The following is a 21,779-nucleotide window of genomic DNA, read 5'->3' as shown; positions in this document are numbered from 1 at the left end:
TGCATGTAAGAAATTACATGTAGTGCTTATGTTGTTGTGTCCTAAATTTGGGCCATTGTTTTTCATTTACACTGTCACAGACTGAAAGAGTGAGTTTATGCTTAAATTCATCGCAAAAAGGATATTTGAGGCGATCCCAACCATGTTGGTTTTGATCACCGTATCTTTCTTTCTTATGCGTTTTGCTCCGGGAAATCCATTCTCGACAGAACGTCCACTACCACCTGAAGTTATGGCGAACATCGAAGCTAAATATGGCTTAGATAAGCCTGTATTCGAGCAATACACAACTTATTTGTTTAACGTTCTCCAGGGTGATTTCGGACCATCCTTTAAGTATCTGGATTACACCGTTAACGAACTGATTTCCGTTGCGTTACCTGTATCGGCAAAAGTGGGTTTTATCGCCTTTATCTTCACCCTGATCATGGGGGTGACGGTCGGTACGATAGCCGCTTTGAAACATAATACCTGGCTCGATTACACCATTATGTCAACGGCGATGATAGGCGTAGTCATGCCGTCATTCGTATTAGCTCCAGCACTGATCTACCTATTCTCTCTTCATTGGCATATTTTTCCTGCTGGTGGATGGAACGACGGTGGCTTGAAGTACCTGGTACTTCCTGTGATTGGTATGTCTCTTTTATACGTAGCAACCTTTGCGCGTATTACTCGTGGCTCAATGATCGAGACATTAAACAGTAACTTTATCCGTACCGCTCGTGCGAAGGGTCTAAGCTACCGTTACATCATTCTAAAGCACGCACTTAAGCCAGCACTACTTCCCGTTGTTTCTTACATGGGGCCTGCATTCGTAGGTATTATTACCGGCTCTGTTGTGATCGAAACCATCTTTGGTCTGCCAGGCATTGGTAAGCTTTTCGTTAACGCTGCATTTAACCGTGACTACTCGCTAGTAATGGGTGTAACCATTCTGATTGGTTTTTTATTTATCCTATTCAACGCGATTGTCGATATTCTACTTGCAATGATTGACCCGAAAATTCGCTACTAACAGGGACGTTTGGTTATGTTAACGAAAAAAGAAAACCTAGAAGCGATTGAAAAATTCTCTGAAAACTTAGAGATTGAAGGTCGCAGTCTTTGGCAGGATGCTCGTATTCGCTTTATGCGCAACAAAGCAGCGATGGTGAGTTTGTTTATCCTGACGCTTATGACATTTGCAGTGATTTTTCTGCCGATGATCGCACCATATGCATTTGATGATACAGACTGGTACGCGATGCACGTCGCTCCAAACGCTGATCACTGGTTTGGTACCGACAGCTTAGGCCGTGATTTGTACGTACGTACACTGATTGGTGGCCGAATCTCATTGATGGTTGGTGTCATGGGGGCATTTGTAGCGGTACTGATAGGTACTCTGTATGGTGCAACATCTGGCTTCATTGGCGGTAGAGTTGACCGTATCATGATGCGTATCCTCGAGATCTTATACGCGGTACCGTTCATGTTCCTGGTTATCGTACTAGTAACCTTCTTCGGCCGTAACATCATTCTTATCTTCGTGGCGATTGGTGCAATCGCATGGCTGGACATGGCTCGTATCGTACGCGGTCAGACACTTAGCCTACGTAGTAAAGAGTTCATCGAAGCGGCGCACGTTTGTGGTGTAAGTAACTGGAAGATCATTACTCGCCATATCGTACCGAACGTACTTGGTATCGTTGCAGTTTACTCTACGCTGCTTATCCCTAGTATGATTCTGACAGAATCATTCCTATCGTTCCTTGGTCTTGGTGTACAGGAACCAATGACAAGTTGGGGCGCACTTCTACAAGAAGGTGCACAGACAATGGAAGTGGCAATCTGGCAGCTGGCGTTCCCAGCAGCGTTCATGGTTGTGACTCTGTTTTGCTTCAACTACGTTGGTGACGGTCTGCGCGATGCGCTGGATCCTAAAGACAGATAATTAAAGATAGATTAAGGAAGCAACGATGAGCTTATTAGATGTCAAAGATCTGCGTGTCGAATTTACCACTCAAGACGGTATTGTCACCGCAGTTAACGATTTGAACTTCTCTCTGAACCAAGGTGAAACTCTGGGTATCGTAGGGGAGTCGGGTTCAGGTAAATCTCAAACCGTATTCGCAATCATGGGTCTGCTGGCTAAAAACGGCATCATTTCTGGTAGCGCGAAGTTTGAAGGTAAAGAGATCCTGAACCTGCCTGAAAAAGAACTTAATAAAGTCCGTGCGGAACAGATCGCGATGATCTTCCAGGACCCAATGACGTCACTAAACCCTTACATGAAGGTAAGTGACCAGCTGATGGAAGTATTAATGCTTCACAAAGGCATGGGTAAGGCGGAAGCATTTGAAGAATCGGTACGCATGCTGGAAGCGGTTAAAATTCCAGAAGCGCGCAAGCGTATTACCATGTACCCGCACGAGTTTTCTGGTGGTATGCGTCAGCGTGTAATGATCGCGATGGCACTTTTGTGTCGTCCAAAGCTACTGATTGCCGATGAACCAACGACAGCACTAGACGTAACCGTTCAAGCACAGATCATGGAATTGCTTAACGAATTGAAGCAAGAGTTCAATACGGCAATCATTATGATCACTCACGACCTTGGGGTCGTCGCGGGCTCATGTGACAAAGTACTGGTTATGTACGCAGGCCGTACAATGGAATACGGTACGGTAGATGAAATCTTCTATAACCCAAGCCACCCATATGCAGAAGGTCTGTTGAAAGCGATCCCTCGTCTGGATACTGAAGGTGATATTCTGCCAACAATCCCAGGTAACCCACCTAACTTACTACGCCTCCCAACTGGCTGCCCTTATCAGGAGCGTTGCCATCGTGTGATGGATCGTTGTAAGCAAGAAGCTCCGATTTTGACACCATTTGGTACAGGTCGTCAGCGCGCATGTTTTTCTGATTGGGAGGCTTGGAAGAAATGAGAACAGATAAATCTCTACTACTAGACGTTAAAGATCTTAAAGTTCACTTTAGTATTGCAGCAAAGTCAGCATGGCCTTGGACCAAGCCTTCAAACCTAAAAGCGGTTGATGGCGTTAACGTCCGTTTGTATGAAGGGGAAACTCTGGGTGTTGTCGGTGAATCAGGTTGCGGTAAGTCGACGTTTGCTCGTGCCATCATCGGCTTAGTAGAAGCAACGGAAGGCGAAGTCGTTTGGCTTGGGCAAGATCTGACTAGGATGAAAGACGCGCAACGCCGTGAAACGCGCAAAGAAATCCAAATGATTTTCCAGGATCCTCTGGCATCTCTGAACCCGCGTATGACCGTCGGTGACATTATCGCTGAGCCGCTAGAAACCTTCTATCCGGAGCTTTCAAAGCAAGAGATAAAAGGCCGCGTTAAAGAGATGATGGCAAAGGTAGGCCTGCTGCCAAACGTGATCAACCGTTACCCACACGAGTTCTCCGGTGGTCAGTGTCAACGTATCGGTATCGCACGGGCACTTATTCTGAAGCCAAAAATGATCATCTGTGACGAACCTGTTTCAGCACTGGATGTGTCGATTCAGGCTCAGGTGGTGAACTTGCTTAAAGAGCTTCAGAAAGAGCTTGGTCTATCTTTGGTGTTCATTGCGCACGACTTGTCAGTGGTGAAACACATTTCTGACCGCGTACTGGTCATGTATCTGGGTAATGCCGTAGAAATTGGTGAAGCTGATGCACTGTTTGCGGATCCTAAGCACCCATACACGCGAGCATTGATGTCGGCAGTGCCAATTCCCGATCCTAAAATTGAACGTAGCAAGACGATCCAAATGCTGGAAGGTGATTTGCCATCACCTATTAATCCACCGTCGGGCTGTGTCTTCCGTACTCGTTGCCCTATAGCAACTGAAGAGTGTGCGAAGACAAAACCGAGAATTCAAGGAAGTGATATTCACTCGGTAGCTTGTCTACACGTTCAGTGTAATTAATGCAGCTTATACTCAGCTTAAGCGCGACTCTTTTATCAGGGTCGCGCTTTTTTATTGCTTGTCTTTTTTGAGTTAAGTGTTCTTCATTCATTCGAATTTCTTGAACGACATGTCCTAAGTACGATTGTTTTCTGTGCGCCACGAATCGCTAATATAGAGAAAAATAGAACAAGAGGAGAGCGAGAATGGGTAAGCTGGTTGAAGGTGTTTGGCACGATGTCTGGTACGATACGAAATCAAACGGCGGTAAGTTTGTCCGCGAAGATGCTGGGTTTCGCAATTGGATTCAAGATGAGCCGGATGCTGAATTTAAACCCGAATCCGGGCGATACCACCTGTATGTTTCTCTTGCTTGCCCTTGGGCGCATCGAACACTCATTTTCCGTAAGCTTAAAGGGTTAGAAGAGCATATTGACGTCACGGTCGTATGCCCGGATATGTTGAGTCAAGGCTGGCAAATGGGTCTGCCTGAACCATTATTTGGCCATACCCGTATGCATCAAATTTATACCCAAGCGAAACCTGATTATACGGGGCGTGTGACGGTTCCTGTTTTATGGGATAAAAAAACCAACACCATCGTTTCAAATGAGTCTTCTGAAATCATTCGTATGTTCAATTCTGCATTTAATGAGCTAACGGATAATCACGCTGACTATTATCCCGCGCATCTACAATCCGTTATCGATGAGTGGAACGACTTTATCTACCCGAATGTGAATAATGGTGTTTACCGCTGTGGATTCGCGACCACGCAGGATGCTTATGAAGACGCATTTGATTCGTTGTTTTCTGCGTTAGATAAAATTGATGCACATCTGGCTACAAATCGTTATCTAACAGGTAATCAGATCACTGAGGCAGACTGGCGTTTGTTCACAACATTGATACGTTTTGATGCCGTGTATGTTGGCCATTTTAAATGCAATAAAAAACGAATTGCGGATTACACCCATATTCAGGGCTACTTAAAAGAGTTGTATCAAGTAGACGGTATCGCTGAGACGACGGATTTCTATCACATCAAGCGCCATTACTACTTCAGCCACACCGGAATCAACCCGACACAGGTTGTCCCAAAAGGTCCTGAGTTAGATTTAGAGTCGCCACACGGGCGTGAACAACTTTCAAATTAATTCTTCTGATAAAGCATCACCGTTGTGGTGCTTTTTAGTTTGTAGTTAACAGGACGAGATATGCATCTATATGCTTTTCCTGTTATTTTACCTGATGTCACAGATTATTCCGGCCCATAGCATAAACTAATGATATAGAACCGATCTTTTAACGGGGTGGGGTATGAATATCAACGAGTTTGCAACGGGTGAGCATCTTATTTGGAATCTGCTTATTGCTCTGCTGTTGGGCGCTATTATTGGTATCCAACGTGGCTGGGTGAAGCGCAACAGTGTTGAGGGTAGTCGCGTCGCGGGTATTCGTACTTATTCACTTGTTGGTTTGCTTGGTGGATTGGTTGCCATTCTCGCGGATCACTATTCCCCTTTGTTACTTGGCTTTGCGTTGATTGCCCTGGTGATATTGGCGTGTATTGCGTTTATGATGAGGCAAAAAGACAGTGGCGACGTCAGTATCACAGGCTTGGTTAGTCTCCTGGTTACCTTTGTTTTAGGGAGTTTGGCCGTTGCTGGTGAGGCTGTACTTGCCGCATCAGCAGCGGTCATTACCGCATTAGTTCTGGATAATAAGAGAGAGCTGCACGAAGCCTTGCAGAAACTGCAAGAATACGAACTCGATGCAGCACTACGATTGCTTCTTATCTCTATCGTTTTACTTCCACTGTTACCCAATAAAACCTATGGCCCTTGGGGCGCGCTCAATCCTTACGAGATTTGGTGGATGGTGGTTTTAATCGCCAGTATCTCTTTCGTCGGTTACTTTGCGATTAAGATTGGGGGGGCAAAACGAGGGATATTGTTTACGTCAGTTTTCGCCGGACTCAGCAGTTCAACTGCACTGACGCTGCAATTTTCTCATTTATCTCGTGAACAACCGAATATCAGCCCACTGCTTGCGAGCGGTATTCTACTTAGCTGCGGTACCATGTTCCCTCGTCTACTTATCATTTTGTCCGTCATTAACCCGTCACTGGTTAAACTGCTGTGGCCTATTGTATTGGCGATGATGGCTGCGCTTTACTTACCCGCTTGGTGGATCTGGAGAAGAAGTCAAATCGAGCAGGTTGAGCCATCGAATAAGCAAAGTAACCCTCTAGCACTAAGATCCGCTCTATTTTTTGGCGTGTTGCTCGCAGTGATTATGTTGCTCTCTCACGCGCTGTCAGATTGGTTTGGTAGTGCAGGTATTTTGATTCTGTCTGCTTTGTCAGGAATCACCGATGTCGATGCCATTTCACTTGCACTTGGGCGTCAGAGTATTGAGCACTTAAGTGTGACAACAGCGGCTCTGGGGATCATCATCGCCGCATCGGTGAACACGGTTGTTAAGATGGGGATGGTGATAGCATTAGGTGAAAGGAGGCTATGGCACCGAGTGACTCCTGTGATGATCGGGTGTGTAATTGTAGGTGGCCTGTCTTTCTTAGCCATCTACTGACAATAAAAAAACCCTCGATGAATCGAGGGCTTTAAAATAGTACCAGTTAGATTGGGAGGCGAATTACTTCTGCTCTTGGTCTGCCTGGATCGCTGTTAGTGCGATTGTGTATACGATATCGTCTACTAGAGCACCACGAGACAGGTCGTTTACAGGCTTACGCATACCTTGCAGCATTGGACCGATAGATACTAGGTCTGCACTGCGCTGTACCGCTTTGTAAGTTGTATTACCAGTGTTTAGATCTGGGAATACAAATACAGTCGCTTTACCTGCTACTGGAGAGTTAGGCGCTTTAGAAGCGGCTACGTTTTCCATGATAGCTGCGTCGTACTGTAGAGGACCGTCGATGATTAGATCTGGACGTTTTTCTTGAGCCAGTTTCGTTGCTTCACGTACTTTATCTACGTCAGCACCTTTACCTGATTCACCAGTCGAGTATGAGATCATCGCTACGCGTGGTTCGATACCAAATGCCGCTGCAGAGTCTGCAGACTGGATAGCGATTTCTGCAAGTTGCTCTGCCGTTGGATCTGGGTTGATTGCACAGTCACCGTAAACCAGTACTTGATCAGGCAGAAGCATGAAGAATACGGAAGAAACGATAGACGCGTTAGGTGCAGTCTTGATGATTTGGAACGGAGGAACAATAGTGTTCGCCGTAGTGTGTACAGCACCAGAAACCAGACCGTCAACTTCGTTGTTCTCAAGCATCATAGTGCCCAGGAAGACTGAATCTTGTAGCTTCTCACGAGCAACGACTTCAGTCATGCCTTTCGAACCGCGTAGTTCAACTAAACGAGCAACGTAGTTTTCACGGATCGCATCAGCATCGATGATTTGAACGCCAGCGCCTAGCTCAACACCTTGTTGTGCTGCTACGCGTTTAATCTCTGCCGGGTTACCCAGAAGCACACACTCAGCAATACCGCGCTCTGCACAGATAGCCGCTGCTTTAACTGTACGTGGCTCATCACCTTCAGGAAGAACGATACGTTTACCTGCTTTACGAGCATATTCAGTTAGCTGGTAACGGAATGCTGGTGGGCTTAGACGACGAGACTTCTGAGTACCTTCTGTCATTGACTCGATCCAGTTACCGTCGATATGACCAGCAACGTGTTCGTTAATGAACTCGATACGCTCTTTATCGTCTGCAGGAACTTCAATGCTGAAGCTCTGTAGGTTTAGAGATGTCTGCCAAGTGTTACCTTGTGCTTTGAAGATTGGCAGGCCAGTGCCAAAAGCAGGCTTACATAGGCTAGCAATTTCTTCTGGAATATCGTAACCACCAGTAAGCAGTACAGCACCGATATCCACGCCGTTCATTGCAGCAAGAGAAGCCGCAACGATTACGTCAGGGCGGTCAGCTGAAGTTACTAGAAGTGAACCCGGTTTGAAGTGCTCAATCATGTGCGGTAAAGAACGTGCACAGAATGTAATGCTCTTGATACGGCGAGTTTTGATGTCACCTTCGTTGACGATTTCTGCTTTCAGATGCTTCGCCATGTCAATTGCACGAGTCGCAATCAGGTCGATGCTCCAAGGCACACAACCAAGAACACGAATTGGAGAAGTGTTGAAGATCTCCATCACTTTCATTTCGTTTTGTTTCGCGCTGTCTGCATCATCAAAGATTTCAGATAGGTCAGGGCGAGTACGGCCAGCTTCATCAACAGGTGCGTTTAGTTTGTTGATGATAACGCCTGAGATGTTTTTGTTCTTAGTGCCACCAAAGTTTGAACATGCAACTTCGATACGCTCTTTAAGCTGAGCTGGGTTATCAGTACCCGGAGTGGCTACCAGAACAATTTCAGCGCCAAGTGTTGCTGCGATTTCCGCGTTCACTTGGTTAGCGAATGGGTGCTTACGAGTAGGAACCAAACCTTCGATAAGAGTTACGTCTGCATCTTTGTTGATTTGGTTGTAACGCTCAACAATGGTTTCTAACAGCTCGTCCATGTTGTCGTTACCGATTAGGCTTTCAGCAACAGACATCATCATAGGTTGGCCAATCTTCATATCGCTGTTACGGCCAACGATGGTTGAAGTCAGATCAGGTTGATCACCACCGCTGCGTGGCTGAGCAATTGGCTTGTAGAAAGAAACTTTAACGCCTTTGCGCTCCATAGCGCGAAGAACACCCATGCTAACGCTAGTTAAACCAACACCAGCACTTGCAGGGATAAGCATAATAGTACGAGACATTCGAAGAGTACCTTTGCTATTGGGAGAGATAAAAGCTCAACTCTTATTCCATGACATTCAAAGAATAGGGACTGAGCCCCAAAAGAACTTCTTTGGAAGAAAAACTGGCTAGCCTGTTGGCTAGCCAGATAATTCATTAAAGACCTGCTAGGCGCGCAGTGTCTTCAGCAATGACAAGCTCTTCGTTAGTCGAAATTACCATTGCAGGGATACGGCTGTTAGCTGTAGTGATAGTACCTTCGCCGCCGAAACGTGCTTTAAGGTTAGCTTCACTGTCAACTTCGATGCCAAAGATACCCAGGCGGTTTAGAACCATCTCACGGATTGGAGCAGAGTTTTCGCCGATACCGCCAGTGAAAGTGATTGCGTCTAGGCGACCATCCAGAGTTGCAGTGTAACCAGCAACGTACTTAGCCAGACGGTGACAGAATACGTCCATCGCGCGAGTTGCTTCTTCTTTTTCGCCGTAGTTGTCTTCAACGAAACGACAGTCAGAAGTCACTTCAGTCAGACCTAGCAGGCCAGACTCTTTAGTTAGCATAGTGTTGATTTTCTCAACAGAGTAACCTAGTGCGTCGTGTAGGTGGAAGATGATAGCAGGATCGATGTCACCACAACGAGTACCCATAACCAGACCTTCAAGTGGCGTTAGACCCATTGAAGTATCTACAGACTTACCGTTTTTAACTGCACATACAGAAGCACCGTTACCTAGGTGACAGTTGATGATGTTTACTTCTTCAACTGGCTTGTTCAGTAGGCCTGCAACTTCACGAGTGATAAATAGGTGAGAAGTACCGTGCATGCCGTAGCGACGGATGCCGTGCTCTTTGTACAGGTTGTATGGAAGAGCGTATAGATAAGACTCTGCTGGCATAGTTTGGTGGAAAGCAGTATCGAACACAGCAACGTTTTTAAGCGCTGGGAAAGATTTTTGAGCTGCTTTAATACCGATGATGTGTGCAGGGTTGTGAAGCGGTGCTAGTGTCGCACAGTCTTCGATACCTTTCAGTACGTCGTCAGTGATAAGTGCAGACTGAGTGAACTGTTCGCCGCCGTGTACTACACGGTGACCAATAGCTGCTAGGTTTTCAGAAAGCTCTGGCTTAGAAGCAAGAATAGTTTCTACCATGAACGCTAGTGCTTCTTCGTGTGCTGCACCATCGCCTAGTTGAGCTTCGTGCTTACCATCAAGTTTCCACTTAATGCGAGCTTCAGGAAGGTGAAGACACTCAGCAAGACCTGATAAGTGCTCGTCGCCGTTCTCGGCATCAACAACGGCAAATTTAAGAGAAGAACTACCGCAGTTTAAAACTAAAACTAGCTTAGACATGTATGACTACCTGTTATTCGTCTGATCAAAATCAGTTAAAGAATGAAAAATTAATCACAAGAATAGTCGATACCAGCAATGCTGCGTACTAATCTTGGTCAAAAATTGTTCGAATTCCATATAGAGATATTGTGATGAACCCACTCATCACGATGACGCGTTCCTTGCAGATAGTGACCTCATAGTTGCTTAAATTGTAAATAACGGCAACAATGAGGTTGAGGGCCTGCAAAGGATAGCGATAATGGGCAATGATAACAAAAAAAATTTGAAATAATATTAATTTCCATCAATTTTTTGCACCTTCAGTTGAAATGTTCAACTTTATTTTAGTGAGAGAATGGTATGAGTAATAAAGTCGGATTGATCCATAGCCTGAAAGATGGCCAAAACTACATGGAAATCTGGCCAGTTCGTAAAGAGCTGAATGCCGTATTTCCAGAGCAGCGCATTATAAAGGCGACACGTTTTGGTATTAAAGTCATGCCAGCCGTCGCCGCGATAAGTGTTCTCACTCAAATGGCGTTTAACAACTACAGTGCTTTGCCTCAATCTATCATTGTCGCACTCTTTGCAATCAGTTTACCGTTACAGGGTATCTGGTGGTTGGGCACTCGTTCTAACACTAAGCTCCCTCCATCTTTAGCTTCGTGGTACCGAGAGCTACATCAAAAGATAGTGGAAAGTGGCTTTGCATTAGAGCCAGTCAAAGCTAAACCCCGTTATAAGGAACTGGCGCTTATACTCAATCGCGCTTTTCGCCAGTTAGACAACACGGCGTTAGAACGTTGGTTTTAGTTGATTTCATTATCTAAGGTTCAATAAAAATGGAGTGTGCATCAGCCACTCCATTTTTTGTACTCGTCTTGCTCCTCACTCATGTTTGGGAGTTTGCGCTGGGTATCTTGGCTTTTTTATCAAACACTCTCTTCTTGTATGGCTACTTACGCCAGAGAATATTACTCCTGCCCGATCACAAATGTTGTGTTGCTGTTAAATGTTTCTTTTCTTTACTGAGACTTAGTAGTAATAATAAAAACAAGATGCACAAGAAGTGCACATTTATTTTATTTTACAGACACAACAACACCGCCTTCTCACTTTTGAACATGCGAGCGTCCACCATTAGGTGAATGCTCGCGGACCAAGGACGAAGACACATCAAGGAGTTATGATGAAGACGAAACGTTTACTTGCCACCGCTATTTTATCTGCTACGGCCGTTATGGCTTCTGCCAGTGTGCTCGCTAAGACAGCCACAGTTGCAGTTTCACAAATTGTTGAACATCCGGCATTGGATGCTGCCCGTCGGGGACTTTTAGACGGTTTGAAGGCGAAAGGGTACGAACAAGGCAAAAACCTTGAATTTGACTACAAAACCGCGCAAGGCAACCCGGCTATTGCGGTGCAAATCGCTCGTCAATTTGTTGGTGAAAATCCTGACGTTTTAGTCGGCATCGCGACCCCTTCTGCTCAAGCATTAGTCTCAGCTACTCGCTCTATTCCTGTTGTTTTTACGGCGGTAACTGATCCAGTCGGTGCAAAACTGATCTCAAAAATGGAACAACCAGGTAAAAACGTAACTGGTCTGTCTGATCTTTCACCTGTGGAACAGCATATTGAGCTTATCAAAGAGCTGATGCCTGACGTTAAGTCTATCGGTGTTGTTTACAACCCAGGTGAAGCGAACGCTGTGAGCCTAATGGAACTGCTTAAGCTTTACACTAAAAAGAATGGGATCGAGCTAGTTGAAGCTACTGCTCTTAAAAGTGCTGATGTGCAGTCTGCAACTCAGGTAATCGCTGCTAAATCAGACATTATTTATGCATTGATTGATAATACGGTTGCAAGTGCTATTGAAGGTATGATTGTAGCTGCTAATCAGGCTAAAACTCCGGTATTCGGTGCGGCGACTTCATATGTTGAACGAGGTGCTATCGCAAGTCTTGGTTTCGATTACTACCAGATTGGTGTCCAAACAGCTGATTATGTTGCGGCTATTCTGGAAGGAACTCCCCCTGGCGAGCTAGACGCTAAAGTGGCTAAAGGTTCTGACTTAGTGATTAACAAGACTGCAGCAGATAAGTTGGGCTTTGTTGTTCCTAAATCGGTTATAGATCGTGCAACCAGCGTGAAATAAAGCGAGTGAAAAAGGTTGGCGTAGCTCTACGCCAACTAATTACACCAGAACACTAGTCATCACTGGTTCTGGTATATAAGCAGAAAAGGGAGTTTGTATGTCTGCTTTTGCGTTTTTTGGCGCCTTAGAGGTTGGCCTTATTTATGGTTTGGTGGCACTGGGTGTTTACCTGACTTTCCGAGTTCTTGATTTCCCCGACTTAAGCGTTGACGGTAGTTTCCCAATGGGCGCTGCAGTAGCTGCAACTGCGATTGTTGCTGGTATCGACCCATGGATTGCTACTGGGTTGGCAATTATTGCCGGTGCAGCAACCGGCTGGGTAACCGCATTTCTTACCGTTCGTTGTGGAATTCTCAATTTATTGGCATCGATCTTAACCATGATCGCTGCATTCTCTATTAATATCCGCATCATGGGGCGACCTAATATTGCTCTTCTAGGTTCGGATACTATTCTGACTCCATTTGAAGCAATGGTAGAACCTGCCAATCTCATTTATGTAAGGCCATTGGTTGTGGCGGTATTAGTGTTGATTTCAGCTGGGTTTGTTATACGTCTGCTGAATAGTGATTTTGGCCTTGGGTTACGTGCGACTGGCGTTAACGCCCGTATGGTTGCCGCTCAAGGAGCAAGCACAGCTTTCTACACCTATTTCTGTCTGGCCCTATCTAATGGATTCGTCGGTTTTGCTGGAGCATTGTTTGCACAAACTAACAGCTTTGCCGATGTCACTTCTGGTGTTGGTACTATCGTAGTTGGTCTGGCCGCAGTTATTCTCGGCCAAACCCTGATTCCGGGACGTAAAATTTGGGTAGCGGTAACCGCAGTTATCGTGGGCTCTGTTTTATATCGTTTAGCCGTCGCATTTGCACTGAGTTCGGGTATGTTTGGTTTACAGGCATCAGACCTGAACCTGGTGACAGCTGTGCTGGTAGCGTTCGCATTGATCGTGCCAAAGATGAAAAGGAACCGAACGTCAAAAAAGGGTAGTACACCTGCTGAGAAGAGCGTGGTATCTAAGCAGGGTAAGAAGTCAGGAGATGCATTATGATCAGTTTAGAAAATATTCAAGTTACATTTAATCCTGGCACTATCCTTGAAAATCGTGCGTTAAGAGGTGTTGATCTGGTGGTACCAGAGCATCAGTTTCTGACTGTTATTGGTTCTAATGGTGCGGGTAAATCGACACTATTGGGTGCAGTAACCGGTGAAACACCTATGGTCGGTGGTAAGGTTAATATCGACAATATTGATGTGACTCGTCGTAGTGTTGATCAGCGTGCCAGCTTATGTGCCCGTGTATTCCAGGACCCATTAGCGGGTACTTGTGGCGCATTGACTATCGAAGAAAATATGGCATTAGCTTATATGCGTGGTAAACGTCGTGGTTGGAAGCATTCATTATCTTCTAGTCGCCGCAAACTGTTTCAGGAGCGCATCAGTATTCTGGGTTTAGGTTTAGAGGACAGATTGGGTGATAGCATTGGACTTCTGTCTGGTGGTCAACGACAAGCCGTTAGCTTGGTCATGGCAACCTTATCGGACAGCAAGTTGTTATTACTGGATGAGCATACCGCCGCGCTTGACCCACGAATGGCTGCGTTTGTTATCGACCTGACAAAACGCATCGTTGATGAATTTGATTTGACGGTCATGATGGTGACACATTCGATGAAAGACGCGTTGGCTTGTGGTGACAGAACTGTGATGCTACATCAGGGCGAAATCGTACTGGATGTGGCTGGTGAGCAAAGGGCGAATATGAAAGTGCCAGACTTACTTGAAATGTTCTCAAAAGTACGTGGCGAAGAGCTTTCTGACGACAGTCTGTTACTCAACTAACTAGTTTGTTGAGCAACTAAATAAACCTGAACGTTAACTCTTTCTGGTTCAGTTAACTACGCCTACCAAGTGTGATCCTCCTTGAGAAATGGTGCAATCATGCAGTTTCGCAAGGAGGATTTTTATTATTACACCCTATAGTAAACTCATTACATATCTCAGAAACATGAGTACTTGCTATGACCCTTCCTTTTATTTTTCACAGTCAGACGCTTGATGGCCTCTCTTTTGAACAAGAGAGGATAACGGTATTGCTCAAGACGGAAGACATCACCTTTGATGCAGTGTATGTGCGTTCTGAACCAGACAACGAAGAATACCTGACAGAGATGCAGCCAGCTGGTACCGCTGGAAAACTTAAACTCTGGCAAGCAACCTTTGCTCCAAATAAAGACAGAGACGTGACTCACTACGTCTTTAAGCTAGTTCAGGGAGAGCAGCAGTTTTGGCTGGATGGTCGCGGCGTGCAAAAACGGATTCCTCCCAAAGAATTCCACTTCAAATTGAATGTTAATAACCAGCCGCCGGAATGGGTGCAAAAGCAGGTCTTTTACCAAATCTTCCCTGATCGCTTTGCTACCAGCCGCGATGAAAAAGCAATTCGTCAAGCCTATGGTGAATACAACCCTCAAGCGATAGTAAAGCCATGGGGTGACGATGTCGGTAACCATCAAAATTCTGGCGCAAAAGAGTTCTTCGGAGGAGACCTGAAAGGTGTCGAGCAAAGGTTAGATTATCTTGAAAACCTGGGTGTAACGGCATTGTATCTCAATCCGGTATTCAGTGCCCCGAGCAACCATAAATATGACACAACGGACTATTTTACCGTTGACCCTATGTTTGGAAGTAATGAACAGTTTGCTCAGTTGTGTGACAAGATACGTACTAAGAAGATGAGAATTATCTTAGATGCCGTGTTTAATCACACCTCAGTTCACCATCCTTGGTTCGATATCAAAATGGAAGGCGACGGAGCGTACGGTAATCCAAAATCGAAGTATCGTAATTACTATTTTTTTGACGGTGACAGCAACAACTACATTGGCTGGAAAGGCATTGGCAGCTTACCGGTATTGAACTTTGAAAATGAACAAGTGCGCAATTACATCTATCAGGGAAATCAATCGGTGATCAAATACTGGTTGAGAGCGCCTTATTCTGTGGATGGCTGGCGCTTTGATGTGATTCATATGCTAGGGGAAGGTGAGGGGGCGAAAAACAATGCGCATTACGTAGAAGCGTTCCGTCAGGCAACAAAATCCGAAAATCCTGATGCATACGTACTTGGTGAGCACTTTTTTGAGGCAACTCAATGGTTGCAAGGTGATCAGGAAGATGGCGCGATGAATTATTATGGCTTTGCTCACCCGGTAAGAGCATTCATTGCCCATCAAGATATCATGTACGATCCCATCAAAATCGACGCAACTGAGTTTAAACAATGGTTAGATGAAGCAAGGGCAAAAATTCCATTTGCAAATCAACTGTCTCAACTTAATCAACTTGACAGTCATGATACTGCCAGATTCCTGACTCTTGTGAACTGCCGCCAAGATAAGATGCTCATCGCACTGACATTGTTGATGACTTATGTTGGTACGCCTTGTATTTATTATGCGAGCGAAGTCGGTCTGGAAGGTGGCTTTGATCCTGACAATCGACGTTGTTTTCCTTGGCATCAAGTGAATAAGTCAGAATGGCTGAATATTTACCAGCGTTGGATAGCCATTCGTAAACAGTTTAAATGCCTACAATCGGGTAGTATACAGTGGCTACATAGTAGTGAAGAGGCTTTGGTGTATGCGAGGCAACTGGGGGAGGAGGCGATTGTTGTCGCCATCAATATGCGGGAAGAGGATATTAGAATCGATTTACCGCTCTGGCAGTTAGGTTTAAATATCGAACATCTACATCAACTGTTGGGGGAAAACGAATCTATTGATTATCAGAACAATCTTTCTGTTACTGTTGAAAGGCTTAGTAGCAAAATTTGGCGCTTAGAATAACAATCTAGAATCGGTTTCATGAGTCATGATACCCCGAACGAGTCAAAAGAGCGCTCTTTCGCTCTTTTGACGGCTATAACTACGCTACTCGTGATTCATTTGTTACCAATGCATCCTGATAACGTTGAATGTGTTCAACAATCGGTGCTGCTTTATTATGGGTACGGATTTCACGGAACAACTCTTGTGCTTCTGGGTAAGACTGGCGTAAATAAGAGAACCACTGTTTAACCCGATTCGGGTAGTACAACCCTTTGTCACCTTTCATCTCGAATTTAGAGTAGTAAATCAGCAATTCAACCACTTCTGGCCACGACATAGGCTGGTGGTTATGTTTTACCATATTACCTAAATTGGGAATGTTGAATGCGCCGCGACAGACCATCAAAGAATCAGCACCAGTCGTTTCAATACAACGTTGGCCGTCTGCATAATTCCAGATCTCACCATTTGCAATCAAAGGGATAGTAAAGCGTTCGCGGATTTTAGTGATGTATTCCCATTTAATTTCTGATGCCTTATACCCGCCTTGCTTTGTTCGGGCATGAACGGTCAGTTCGTCCGCACCAGCGGATTGGATCGCATCCACAATTTCAAAACAGTCTTCAGGGTTTTCCCAGCCCAGACGGATTTTGGCACTTACCGGAATCGCTTCAGGAACGGCCTCGCGGCATGCTTTGACGACTTGATGGATTAATTCTGGATGTTGAAGTAGAGCAGCACCACCTTTACTTTTGTTGACCAGTTTGGCTGGACAACCAAAGTTGATGTCGATGCCTCGGGCACCAAGCTCAGCGGCTCTAACCGCATTTTCCGCCATCCATTTAGGATCTTGGCCTAGCAGTTGAACATGTACAGGCACACCAGATGCGGTTTGAGAGTCTTGTAAAAGCTCGGGACACAAACGATGGAAAACGTGATCTGGCAGTAACTGATCGATCACTCGAACGAACTCAGTCACACAGAGATCATAGTCGTTTATTTCGGTCAAAATTTGGCGCATTAAATGATCTAAAACGCCTTCCATTGGGCCTAATACAACTCGCATAGTTTGCCTAATACAGTTTGGAGATAAAAGGAGGGCGATTGTAGCGATGTAACGAGAGTTTGTCATTAAAAGACTCGGCGAGAGCAAAACGCTCAACCAGATAGCCTGGTGATACTTGGATTAGGTTACTTGGATTTGTGCTCTGAGGTATAATGCCGACAAATTTATGGGAAACCAGATGTCATGCAATATACATTGATCGAAAAAGGTGAAGTACCGTTAGAGGAATCTTCACTGTTTATTGAAGGGGCAGTTTTAGCCGCTAACCTAACTACCAAGCCATTGTCACCGGAAGCCTGGTTAGAGCCACTGTTAGGTGTAGACTTTAAAGCGATTCAACCTGCTGTTGAAGAGCAAATTCACAAGCAGCACAATAGAATTCTTAGAAACGAGTATTCCGTGCTTGAATTAACCAATAAAGAACCTGAGCAGCTAGCAGACTTTGCTGAAGGTTTCATGTCGGTTTGGCCATTGATTGAAGAGCAATGGCAAGGTACAGAACTCAATGATGGCTTACAGCGTATGCTGCAAGGCTTGCTAACGACAATGATGTTAGCAATTGATGAAGAGACGACTCAACAGCACATGCGTGATGCTGGCATTGAAACTCCTCCAGCACTGAACGATCTGATTGAACAACTCGATTTAATGGTCGGTGAAGTAGCATTAGGCGCTGATGAGCTGATGGTTGGCAATAAGTCACAAAGCTTGAACCCTTTCAAAGGCGTTGGGCGAAATGATCCTTGTCCATGCGAGAGCGGGAAAAAGTTCAAACAGTGCTGTGGTAAATGATATTCGTTAGTTCCGTTCTAACCTAGTAATGGCAAAACGCCGACCATTTCAAAGGTCGGCGTTTTACATTGGACTTAACGGATCGGGTTCTTGCGTCTTGGTTGGAAAAATTGCGCAATCACAACAAAGGCGAGAACGATCAGGTTAACTGCAAATATAACGGCTAACCATTGTGGCATAGACAATGTGAATAATTGCCATACTATCTTCGAACAATCGCCATAGGCTTCAAACATCCAAGGAGCCCATTGATTCAGCGGCGCCCAACTAGGGAAGGTTACAAACAGATCACAGGTTGCAAATGGCGACGGATTGAACTGGTAATCAGCGTGTTGCAGAGCCAGCATCAGGCCTTTATACGCACTCAGTCCCCACGCAATAAGCCCTAGCCATCGGAACAGCGGATTACTTGGCGAAATAAACCCGATAATCGCAGCTGCCCCTATTCCTAACATTGCCACACGTTCATAAATACACATCACACATGGCGCCAGCAACATCACATGTTGGAAGTAGAGAGCGCAGGCTTCAAAGAAAATGATAAACAAGAGAAGAAGTAGCCAAGATGCGCGTCCCTTGGAAAATTGGTTTAGTGATCTTAAAAAATTCACGGTTTCAATCCTGTATGAAAATAGAAAAAGCTCTGAATACTCAGAGCTTTTTATCGTGTATAAGTTTCTTTATCAACTCAAATTTTAGTGTCCACCCGAAACAACTGGGGTTAATTCACTACTATGCAGCGTTATCCAACCTGCGTCATAGAAGGAAGCCGTCGCTGGTTCCAAGAAGTACATGATCCCCATTAGGCCCACAATCGCGAGTACAACCGTGTATGGCAGTGCCATAATGACCATTCGACCGTATGATAGGCGAATTAACGGTGCCAGTGCAGATGTTAGTAGGAATAGGAACGCTGCCTGTCCATTTGGCGTTGCTACTGAAGGTAAGTTAGTACCAGTGTTGATAGCAACTGCTAGTAAGTCGAACTGTTCACGAGTGATCAAACCTTCAATTAGGGCTGTTTTCACCTCGTTAATGTAAACCGTACCCACAAAGACGTTGTCTGAAACCATGGATAACAAGCCGTTTGCAACATAGAACAAGGCCAACTGAGTGCTTTTATCTTCAACGGCGAGTACCGCATCGATAACAGGCTTAAATAGTTGTTGATCTATGATCACAGCAACCACAGAGAAGAACACCGCGAGCAGAGCGGTAAACGGTAGCGCTTCTTCAAACGCTTTACCCATCGAATGCTCATCAATGACGCCAGTAAATGCTGTGGCGAGGATAATAACGGAAAGACCAATCAGACCCACCGCTGCCAGGTGCAGTGCGAGAGCAGCAATTAGCCATACCGCGATAAAGCCCTGAACCCAAAGCTTAGCAACATCTTGATTAGTTCGAGTTTTACGTTCTTCTCGGTCGTAGTCCACGAGAATTTGGCGAACGTTGTTTGGTAGTTGCGCGCCGTAACCAAATACTTTTAGCTTTTCTACTAGTGCACAAGTAATCAGGCCACAAAATAGTACTGGTAGTGTCACTGGCGACATACGAATTAGGAATTCACCAAAATACCAACCAGCTTGGTCCGCAATGATAAGGTTTTGAGGTTCACCAACCATGGTCGTTACGCCACCAAGTGCAGTACCTACGCCGGCATGCATCAGTAATGAACGTAAGAATGCGCGGTAATTTTCCAAGTCATCACGGGTAAGTTCGGTGATGGTATCATCTTGCGTATGGTCATGGTCACCGATAGGGTTACCTGACGCCACTTTGTGGTAAATCGAGTAGAAGCCCACCGCGACGCTGATAACCACGGCAATCACCGTCAGTGCATCCAAGAATGCAGATAAAAAGGCCGCAGCAAAACAGAATGCAAGTGACAGTAGTGTTTTCGAACGAATGCCAAGCAATATTTTGGTGAAAATGAACAACAGAAGATGTTTCATGAAGTAGATGCCAGCAACCATGAATATTAAAAGTAGCAATACTTCAATATTCGCCACTAACTCATGCTTCACTTGTGCTGGGCTGGTCATTCCAATTGCAATGGCTTCTATTGCGAGTAAACCTCCGGGTTGTAATGGATAGCATTTTAATGCCATGGCTAGCGTGAAAATAAATTCAGCGACCAACAACCATCCAGCAACAAATGGGCTTATAAAAAAGAAAACAACAGGGTTAATAATTAAGAAGGCTATAATGGCAACTTTGTACCAGTCAGGCGCTTTACCTAGAAAGTTCTTGATAAAAGCGTTTCCGAGCGATATCGGCATGATGAATCTCTTTATAATAAGTTTATGAATAGACACTACAAAATGGTGCGTAAGTATCTGCTTAGTAGACTTATTAGCTAGCCTTTTTAAACAATAACTTAGTAAAACAACAATCCTTTGCTTTAGCGTAGTATTGCCAAGTTACTTCCTTTGAACTTAAGCACCGCTCATTTTCTTCGATCGCAAACTCTACACCCAGGTTTTTAATAGTCAATAACACAGAGAGTTGCTTCCGATGGACACAACTTTTTTTATTGTAATAACGCGATCGAATAGGCGTTATTATATCATGAAAGTCTCAAAAAACTCCTTTTGGGGTACTAAATGATGACAACTGACGGAAAATAATAATATATCTGAGATTTTAATTGAGTGAACACAAATTAATTTTTCATATTTTGAATATAAAAGTGTGACAGAGTTGTCGTTATTATTTTTTGAGTTATGTTTAGTGCGCCATGTACGTAATATTGGCTTTATACTCAAACAACGCTCTGAATCCTGCATCTTGAAGTCGCTTGGGTATACTAGTAGAACGAGTTTAATGGTGATTCAAGATTGAGACTGTTAATGGAGTAAATGCCCTAATCAGGGAGTGTTTCAATTGTTGATCGTTAGTTTTATCAAATCGCTAACTAGTGGTATGATGAGTGGCATCGACCCTAAAAAATCAATATTGGATAAAACGTAGAATGGTCATAAAGGCGAAAAGCCCTGCAGGATTTGCAGAAAAGTACATTATCGAGAGCATTTGGAACGGCCGTTTTCCTCCTGGCTCAATTTTACCCGCTGAGCGTGAACTATCTGAACTGATTGGTGTTACTCGAACCACGCTACGAGAGGTTCTTCAACGACTCGCTCGTGATGGATGGTTGACAATCCAACATGGTAAGCCAACAAAAGTGAATCAGTTTATGGAGACCTCAGGTCTGCATATTTTGGATACACTAATGACGTTGGATGTCGATAATGCAACGAACATTGTAGAAGACTTGTTGGCGGCACGTTCAAACATCAGTCCAATCTTTATGCGCTATGCATTCAAAGTGAATAAAGACAGTTCTGAGCGAACTATCAAGAATGTCATCGAATCTTGTGAAGCGCTTGTGAATGCTTCTTCTTGGGATGAGTTTATTGCGTCTTCGCCTTACGCTGAAAAAGTGCTGCAAAGTGTGAAAGAAGAAAACGAAAAAGATGAAGCGAAGCGTCAAGAAATTTTAATCGCAAAAACGTTTAATTTTTACGACTACATGCTTTTCCAACGTTTAGCATTCCATTCGGGTAATCAGATTTATGGTCTTATCTTTAACGGCCTGAAGAAGTTGTATGACCGTGTTGGAAGTTACTACTTCTCTAACCCCGCTTCTCGTGAACTGGCGTTAAAGTTCTACCGCCAACTTTTGGAAACCTGTGAAGGTGCCAAACATGATCAGCTTCCTGTGGTGATTCGTCATTATGGCATTGAGAGCGCGTTGATCTGGAATGAGATGAAGAAGCAACTGCCAACTAATTTCACTGAAGATGACAGTTGATCTTGGTTCTGATACCGTTCATTCATTGAACTCAAAAACCGCAGATGGAAAGTCTGCGGTTTTTTATTCTCAAATTTAAAGTTTACGATCACTCGTT

The 21,779-nt window shown here is 44.7% G+C and carries 18 protein-coding genes; 13 read left to right on the top strand and 5 right to left on the bottom strand.

Annotated elements, in window-relative coordinates:
• Window positions 1-97 precede the first annotated feature (97 nt).
• The 6 genes from oppB to ACWYU8_RS01935 all read left to right on the top strand — a co-directional run bounded on the left by oppB (window position 98) and on the right by ACWYU8_RS01935 (window position 6,499).
• Window positions 98-1,018 (top strand): oligopeptide ABC transporter permease OppB, encoded by a 921-nt coding sequence (oppB, locus tag ACWYU8_RS01960; protein WP_457516660.1) that lies wholly within the window; start codon window positions 98-100, stop codon window positions 1,016-1,018.
• Window positions 1,019-1,033: 15 nt separating this feature from the next.
• Complete coding sequence (oppC, locus tag ACWYU8_RS01955) at window positions 1,034-1,936, top strand: oligopeptide ABC transporter permease OppC (protein WP_457516658.1); 903 nt, start codon at window positions 1,034-1,036, stop codon at window positions 1,934-1,936.
• 25 nt (window positions 1,937-1,961) lie between these two features.
• Entirely contained in the window at window positions 1,962-2,933 is a 972-nt protein-coding gene (gene oppD, locus ACWYU8_RS01950; RefSeq protein WP_457516656.1) for an oligopeptide ABC transporter ATP-binding protein OppD, read from the top strand.
• On the top strand, window positions 2,930-3,925 hold the full coding sequence (gene oppF / locus ACWYU8_RS01945) for a murein tripeptide/oligopeptide ABC transporter ATP binding protein OppF (RefSeq protein ID WP_457516655.1): 996 nt from the start codon (window positions 2,930-2,932) through the stop codon (window positions 3,923-3,925). The genes oppD and oppF overlap by 4 nt, the downstream gene beginning before the upstream one ends.
• A gap of 185 nt (window positions 3,926-4,110) precedes the next feature.
• Window positions 4,111-5,061 carry a glutathione S-transferase family protein gene (locus ACWYU8_RS01940; protein WP_457516653.1) on the top strand — a complete coding sequence of 317 codons (951 nt, stop codon included), beginning with the start codon at window positions 4,111-4,113 and terminating at the stop codon, window positions 5,059-5,061.
• A 163-nt stretch (window positions 5,062-5,224) separates the two neighbouring features.
• Window positions 5,225-6,499, top strand: coding sequence for an MgtC/SapB family protein (locus ACWYU8_RS01935; protein WP_457516651.1), 1,275 nt, complete (start codon window positions 5,225-5,227; stop codon window positions 6,497-6,499).
• Window positions 6,500-6,562: 63 nt separating this feature from the next.
• On the opposite strand, the gene pta is transcribed toward ACWYU8_RS01935, so the two are convergent.
• Together pta and ACWYU8_RS01925 are read right to left on the bottom strand one after the other, a co-directional pair.
• Window positions 6,563-8,707 carry a phosphate acetyltransferase gene (pta, locus tag ACWYU8_RS01930; protein ID WP_457516650.1) on the bottom strand — a complete coding sequence of 715 codons (2,145 nt, stop codon included), beginning with the start codon at window positions 8,705-8,707 and terminating at the stop codon, window positions 6,563-6,565.
• A 136-nt stretch (window positions 8,708-8,843) separates the two neighbouring features.
• The gene (locus ACWYU8_RS01925) at window positions 8,844-10,040 is read right to left on the bottom strand and encodes an acetate kinase (RefSeq protein ID WP_457516649.1); all 1,197 of its coding nucleotides are present in this window, start codon (window positions 10,038-10,040) and stop codon (window positions 8,844-8,846) included.
• Between the two features lie 345 nt (window positions 10,041-10,385).
• Between ACWYU8_RS01925 and yfbV the strand changes: the two genes are divergently transcribed.
• The 5 genes from yfbV to malZ all read left to right on the top strand — a co-directional run bounded on the left by yfbV (window position 10,386) and on the right by malZ (window position 16,028).
• Window positions 10,386-10,838, top strand: coding sequence for a terminus macrodomain insulation protein YfbV (yfbV, locus tag ACWYU8_RS01920; RefSeq protein ID WP_457516647.1), 453 nt, complete (start codon window positions 10,386-10,388; stop codon window positions 10,836-10,838).
• Between the two features lie 376 nt (window positions 10,839-11,214).
• Entirely contained in the window at window positions 11,215-12,180 is a 966-nt protein-coding gene (locus tag ACWYU8_RS01915; RefSeq protein ID WP_457516645.1) for an ABC transporter substrate-binding protein, read from the top strand.
• A 97-nt stretch (window positions 12,181-12,277) separates the two neighbouring features.
• A complete protein-coding gene (locus tag ACWYU8_RS01910; protein ID WP_457516643.1) occupies window positions 12,278-13,231 on the top strand; it encodes an ABC transporter permease in 954 nt (317 codons plus the stop codon).
• Entirely contained in the window at window positions 13,228-14,022 is a 795-nt protein-coding gene (locus ACWYU8_RS01905; protein WP_457516641.1) for an ABC transporter ATP-binding protein, read from the top strand. Before ACWYU8_RS01910 ends, ACWYU8_RS01905 begins: the two co-directional genes overlap by 4 nt.
• Window positions 14,023-14,201: 179 nt before the next feature.
• Window positions 14,202-16,028: a maltodextrin glucosidase gene (malZ, locus tag ACWYU8_RS01900; RefSeq protein WP_457516639.1), complete on the top strand. Its 1,827-nt coding sequence runs from the start codon at window positions 14,202-14,204 to the stop codon at window positions 16,026-16,028.
• 79 nt (window positions 16,029-16,107) lie between these two features.
• Here the strand turns inward: malZ and dusC are convergent, their stop codons facing one another.
• A complete protein-coding gene (gene dusC / locus ACWYU8_RS01895; RefSeq protein ID WP_457516638.1) occupies window positions 16,108-17,076 on the bottom strand; it encodes a tRNA dihydrouridine(16) synthase DusC in 969 nt (322 codons plus the stop codon).
• Window positions 17,077-17,259: 183 nt separating this feature from the next.
• On the opposite strand from dusC, the gene ACWYU8_RS01890 reads away from it, so the two are divergent.
• Entirely contained in the window at window positions 17,260-17,868 is a 609-nt protein-coding gene (locus ACWYU8_RS01890) for an SEC-C metal-binding domain-containing protein (RefSeq protein ID WP_457516637.1), read from the top strand.
• Between the two features lie 74 nt (window positions 17,869-17,942).
• Here ACWYU8_RS01890 and dsbB read toward each other — a convergent pair whose 3' ends face one another.
• Both dsbB and nhaB read right to left on the bottom strand, forming a co-directional pair.
• Window positions 17,943-18,479 (bottom strand): disulfide bond formation protein DsbB, encoded by a 537-nt coding sequence (gene dsbB, locus ACWYU8_RS01885; protein WP_457516635.1) that lies wholly within the window; start codon window positions 18,477-18,479, stop codon window positions 17,943-17,945.
• Window positions 18,480-18,563: 84 nt separating this feature from the next.
• Entirely contained in the window at window positions 18,564-20,150 is a 1,587-nt protein-coding gene (gene nhaB, locus ACWYU8_RS01880; protein ID WP_457516633.1) for a Na(+)/H(+) antiporter NhaB, read from the bottom strand.
• A gap of 692 nt (window positions 20,151-20,842) precedes the next feature.
• Between nhaB and fadR the strand changes: the two genes are divergently transcribed.
• Window positions 20,843-21,682 (top strand): fatty acid metabolism transcriptional regulator FadR, encoded by an 840-nt coding sequence (fadR, locus tag ACWYU8_RS01875; protein ID WP_457516696.1) that lies wholly within the window; start codon window positions 20,843-20,845, stop codon window positions 21,680-21,682.
• Window positions 21,683-21,779 lie beyond the last annotated feature (97 nt).

This window comes from Vibrio limimangrovi (assembly GCF_054064025.1).
The sequence above is the reverse complement of the archived record's forward strand: the minus strand, read 5'-3'. Positions and strand labels throughout refer to the sequence as shown.

Coding starts and splice junctions, on each gene's coding strand:
- ACWYU8_RS01935 (WP_457516651.1), top strand. CDS start 5,225: ATGAATATCAACGAGTTTGCAACGGGTGAGCATCTTATTTGGAATCTG.
- oppD (WP_457516656.1), top strand. CDS start 1,962: ATGAGCTTATTAGATGTCAAAGATCTGCGTGTCGAATTTACCACTCAA.
- ACWYU8_RS01940 (WP_457516653.1), top strand. CDS start 4,111: ATGGGTAAGCTGGTTGAAGGTGTTTGGCACGATGTCTGGTACGATACG.
- nhaB (WP_457516633.1), bottom strand. CDS start 20,150: ATGCCGATATCGCTCGGAAACGCTTTTATCAAGAACTTTCTAGGTAAA.
- oppB (WP_457516660.1), top strand. CDS start 98: ATGCTTAAATTCATCGCAAAAAGGATATTTGAGGCGATCCCAACCATG.
- fadR (WP_457516696.1), top strand. CDS start 20,843: ATGGTCATAAAGGCGAAAAGCCCTGCAGGATTTGCAGAAAAGTACATT.
- ACWYU8_RS01925 (WP_457516649.1), bottom strand. CDS start 10,040: ATGTCTAAGCTAGTTTTAGTTTTAAACTGCGGTAGTTCTTCTCTTAAA.
- ACWYU8_RS01910 (WP_457516643.1), top strand. CDS start 12,278: ATGTCTGCTTTTGCGTTTTTTGGCGCCTTAGAGGTTGGCCTTATTTAT.
- ACWYU8_RS01890 (WP_457516637.1), top strand. CDS start 17,260: ATGCAATATACATTGATCGAAAAAGGTGAAGTACCGTTAGAGGAATCT.
- pta (WP_457516650.1), bottom strand. CDS start 8,707: ATGTCTCGTACTATTATGCTTATCCCTGCAAGTGCTGGTGTTGGTTTA.
- oppC (WP_457516658.1), top strand. CDS start 1,034: ATGTTAACGAAAAAAGAAAACCTAGAAGCGATTGAAAAATTCTCTGAA.
- ACWYU8_RS01905 (WP_457516641.1), top strand. CDS start 13,228: ATGATCAGTTTAGAAAATATTCAAGTTACATTTAATCCTGGCACTATC.
- oppF (WP_457516655.1), top strand. CDS start 2,930: ATGAGAACAGATAAATCTCTACTACTAGACGTTAAAGATCTTAAAGTT.
- malZ (WP_457516639.1), top strand. CDS start 14,202: ATGACCCTTCCTTTTATTTTTCACAGTCAGACGCTTGATGGCCTCTCT.
- yfbV (WP_457516647.1), top strand. CDS start 10,386: ATGAGTAATAAAGTCGGATTGATCCATAGCCTGAAAGATGGCCAAAAC.
- ACWYU8_RS01915 (WP_457516645.1), top strand. CDS start 11,215: ATGAAGACGAAACGTTTACTTGCCACCGCTATTTTATCTGCTACGGCC.
- dusC (WP_457516638.1), bottom strand. CDS start 17,076: ATGCGAGTTGTATTAGGCCCAATGGAAGGCGTTTTAGATCATTTAATG.